This is a genomic window from Candidatus Benthicola sp. (assembly GCF_058719085.1).
Genome location: NZ_JBZQEK010000025.1, coordinates 1 through 3,712, shown reverse-complemented (window position 1 = coordinate 3,712; position 3,712 = coordinate 1). Strand labels below are relative to the sequence as shown.

At 67.5% G+C, this 3,712-nt stretch carries 2 protein-coding genes; both read left to right on the top strand.

Annotated elements, in window-relative coordinates:
* The first annotated feature begins 461 nt into the window (after positions 1-461).
* Positions 462-2,276 carry a tetratricopeptide repeat protein gene (locus AC36XV_RS02080; RefSeq protein WP_492202011.1) on the top strand — a complete coding sequence of 605 codons (1,815 nt, stop codon included), beginning with the start codon at positions 462-464 and terminating at the stop codon, positions 2,274-2,276.
* A gap of 156 nt (positions 2,277-2,432) precedes the next feature.
* A partial coding sequence (locus AC36XV_RS02075; protein WP_492202010.1) for a TolB family protein occupies positions 2,433-3,712 on the top strand: 1,280 nt, incomplete at its 3' end.

The window sequence follows — 3,712 nt, the reverse complement described above, 5'->3', positions numbered from 1 at the left end:
CCCGGTGCGGTTGCTCTTGTCGAAGGTCGCATCGGCGTCCCAGGACGCGCTGGCGACCGAAACACCGCCACGGACACCGAGCTCGGCGCCCATCTGGGCCTGGGCGTTGGACGTGACCAGAGCGAGGGCCACGACCGCCGCGAGGGTGGAACGTACCAGGTAACGCATATGACTTCCCCCTGTGATTTTGCGTTCGAGCGGGACATCGTGCGACGAATAGGCGCACGCACTCGCGGCAAGGAATACCTCCCCCGGCCGGGTGGCGCAAGAGCTTGCAGCCCAGTGCGATGACTCGAAAGCGGGGTCGCGAAGCCGTGGCATCGGCCGGGACGGAGCCGGCCCGGCGGGTCTGGCGTGTCTTCAGCCCGCTTTCAGACGCCTCATCTTGCCGCCGTTCGACGGTCGGGCGATCTTCGAAGTCGGCTCCGATTCGGGCGAAGATCCTCGAGAACAAGGGCTTCATGTCCAACCGCAAGCACAAGAGCACCCTCTGGAAGGTGCTTGGCCTTTACGCGGCCGGCTCGTGGGTGGTCCTCCAGGTGGTGGACGTCCTCGCCCAGAACGCGGGGCTTCCGCCCTGGGTGTTCACGCTCGCCCTGATTCTCCTAATCATCGGCCTGCCGATTGTCGGGGCGACGGCCTACCTGCACGGGCTCGGTCCAGCCACGGCGACGTCGGCGGAGCCTGTGCGCGGAGACAGGGGCACGCCGGGCGGAACGCGAGGGTTCTTCACCTGGAAGAACGCGATCGTCGGTGGGGTGGCCGCGATGGCCCTGTGGGGAGTCCTGGTGACCGGGTGGCTCTTCCTGGGCCCCGACGCGAGGGGAGAGGCGGCGGCGAACGGGACTGCAGAGCCGGTCCCCCCGGGCTCCGGGGCTGCGGTCGCGACGTCGGATCTGCGATCCGTGGCCGTGCTTCCCTTTGCCACGCGCAGCGAGGAGAAGCAGGACGAGTACTTCTCGGAAGGGATGCACGACGACATCCTCACCCAGCTGTCCAAGATCGACTCGCTCACCGTCATTTCGCGCACATCGGTGATGCAGTACGCGGGCACCACCAAGTCCATCCCCCAGATCGCCGGCGAGCTCGGCGTGGCGACGATTCTCGAGGGAGGGATCCAGCGGGCGGGCGACCGGGTGCGGGTCAACGTGCAGCTGATCGAGGCTTCGACGGACCGCCACCTGTGGGCCGAGACGTACGACGAGGAGCTCACGGCCGCTAACGTGTTCGCGATCCAGTCCGACCTCGCGAAGCAGATCGCCGCGGCGCTCCAGGCCACGCTGACTCCCGAAGAAGAGGCTCGAATCGAGGCACGACCGACCGAGAGCACGGAGGCCCTCGACCTGTACTCACGCGCCCGCTACATCATGCTGTCCGGTACGGGTCGGCAGGAGTCCCTCGAACAGGCGCGAGACCTGCTCGTCCAGGCGGTGGAGCTGGACCCGGGGTACGCCCGGGCCTGGGCGGACCTCGGTACGGTCTATCTGTTCCTGAAGAGCCAGGGCCTGATGTCGGTCGGCGAGGCACAGCGGCTGGCGGGCCAGGCGATCGACCGATCGCTCCAGCTGCAGCCGGATCTCGCGGCAGGGCACTCGGCCCGCGCGTTCTATCTGACCGACCAGCTGCGGTACGAGGAGGCGGAAGAGGCGGCGCTCAGGGCGCTGGAGCTGGCGCCGGGCTCCGCCGAGGAGCACCGCCGGTATGCCCGGCTACTTCTGCAGCTGGACCGCCACGACGAGGCGAAGGCGCAGGCGAGGAGAGCCGTCGAACTGGATCCGCTCTCGGTGACGGCTCGGGCCTCCTACGGAGACGCGCTCTGGTGGGCCGGGGACTGGGAGGGGACGGTCCGCGAGTCGAAGAAGCTGATCGAGATGGCTCCCGAAACCGCGTATGCCTACTACAACCTCGGATACGGCCACGCGATGCAGGACCAGAACGAAGAGGCGATCGCGGCGTTCCGAAGGTCCGTCGAACTGGATCCCTCCGATCCGCTGAACCATCTCGGATTCGCCTGGGCCTGGGCCCGGGCCGGCGAGCGCGACTCGGCATTGGCCGCCCTGCGGGACGTTCCGGAGGAAGGTCCTCTGATCAAGGAGATCGCGATCGTGTACGGCGAGCTTGGCGATCTCGACACGGCCTACGACTACCTTTACCGGGCGGCCCAGGTCGACCCGGGCTCCATCGGCACGCTCCGCACGGACCACTCCGCCGATCCGCTGAAGGCCGATCCGCGTTACCCCGAGCTTCTGAGGAGCGTCGGACTGGACGTGGAGTAGCGCACCCGCGGCGGTGGCTGCCGGTAGGCCCGGATCGTATATTCTCTCCGTCTGCAGTGCCTGCTGATCCCCTCTCCGACTGACACTGCGCGACATCCCGATCGACCGTACTGCACCCGGGAGAGTTGCGTGTATATCCGTCGTCCGATCCCGCTCTTGGCTCTATTGCTCCTTTCCTGGTGGTCCCTGTCGTGCGGCGGTGACGATGACGAGGGGGGGCCGACCGGTCCGGATCCGACCGGGAGCATCCAGGTTTCCCTGACGGTATCCGGGGAGGCCGTCGATGCCGACGGGTGTGTGTTCACGGTGGATGGCGCCGAGCAGCGGCGCATCACGTCCGGCGAAGCGACCACGTATTCGGGGCTCTCGGTGGGTTCGCACGAGGTGGCGATCTCGGACGTGGCCGGCAACTGCCAGGTGTCGGGCTCTTCGACGCGCAGCGTGTCGGTCGTGGCCGACCAGACGGCGAGCGTGGCCTTCGCCGTCACCTGCGCCCAGGACGCGGGTGGGATCGGGATCGTGGTGACCACCACCGGCGAGGAGCTGGATGGAAACGGCTACGAGGTGTCCGTGGACGGAGGGGCGCCGACGCCGGTGGAGCTGGACGACTCGATCACTTTCAGCGGGCTCGTGCCAGGGGATCACAGCGTGTTTCTCGGCGACGTGGCCTCCAACTGTTCGGTCTCCGGCGGCAATCCTCGAACGGTCTCCGTGACGTCAGGGCAGACGGTCCAGACCACCTTCGCCGTCGCGTGTTCCGCTACGTCCGGTTCGATCCGGGTGAGTACCGTGACGACGGGCGAGGACGTGGACGAGGACGGCTACCTGGTCGAGATCGACGGCGGCGCTCCGAGCGGCATCGGGGTCAACGGCGCGATCACGGCGGGCGGACTCGAACCGGGTGACTATTCGGTCGAGCTCAGCGACGAAGCCTTCAACTGCGACGTGGACGGCGCCAACCCGCGCACCGTGACGGTGACGGCCGGCGTTCAGGAGGACGTCACATTCGACGTGGCCTGCCGGTACCACCTGTACGATCGCATCGCCTTCCAGTCGGATCGAACCGGCAGCTGGATGCTGTACGCCGTCGATCCCTACGAGCCGGCGGGCACCGTGAGGGCTCTGGGCCTCAACGGGCTGGATCCGTCGGTCTCGCCGGATGGTCTGCGAATCGCTTACTCGTGGCAGGGCGACCTGTGGGTCGCCCTGGCGGACGGCAGCGGCGCGGAGAGGGTGACCGATGATCCGGCAACGGCCGACCAGCAGCCCGCGTGGTCTTTCGACGGCAGTCGGATCGCCTTCATGCGTGACGGAGAGATCTGGACCATGAGCGACGAGGGGTCGAATCAAGTCCAGATCTTCAACTTTGGAACACGGCCCACGTGGGCTCCGGATGGGAGCCGGCTCGCCTTCACGGACTCCGGAGACATCTGGAT

Bases quoted from the DNA above. Each gene is read 5' to 3' on its own strand.
- AC36XV_RS02080 (WP_492202011.1), top strand. From the start codon at position 462: ATGTCCAACCGCAAGCACAAGAGCACCCTCTGGAAGGTGCTTGGCCTT.